We start from the raw sequence: 221 nt of genomic DNA, 5'->3' as shown, positions 1-221 counted from the left end.
TACTGAATAGGTGTAATCGTAAGTACCAGCTGTTAATACTGTAATATCTATTGGGTTTGGTACTGTTCCGTTAACATCTAACCATGTTCCATTGGTATCTTGTGTACCATCTAATAATGTAAATAAATCGAATGGCGAATTATCTGTTAAAGCATCTTCACAAATTTCTATTGGTGTTAATGCTTCTCCAGATTCTGGTGCATCTTCTATTGTAATGGTTA

The 221-nt window shown here is 33.9% G+C and carries 1 protein-coding gene; it reads right to left on the bottom strand.

The genetic code is table 11. The annotated features are described in order from the left end of the window. A partial coding sequence (locus tag ACVC5O_RS01050; RefSeq protein WP_452219605.1) for a hypothetical protein occupies positions 1-221 on the bottom strand: 221 nt, incomplete at both ends.

It is taken from the genome of Lacinutrix salivirga, from assembly GCF_053604675.1.
The sequence above is the reverse complement of the archived record's forward strand: the minus strand, read 5'-3'. Positions and strand labels throughout refer to the sequence as shown.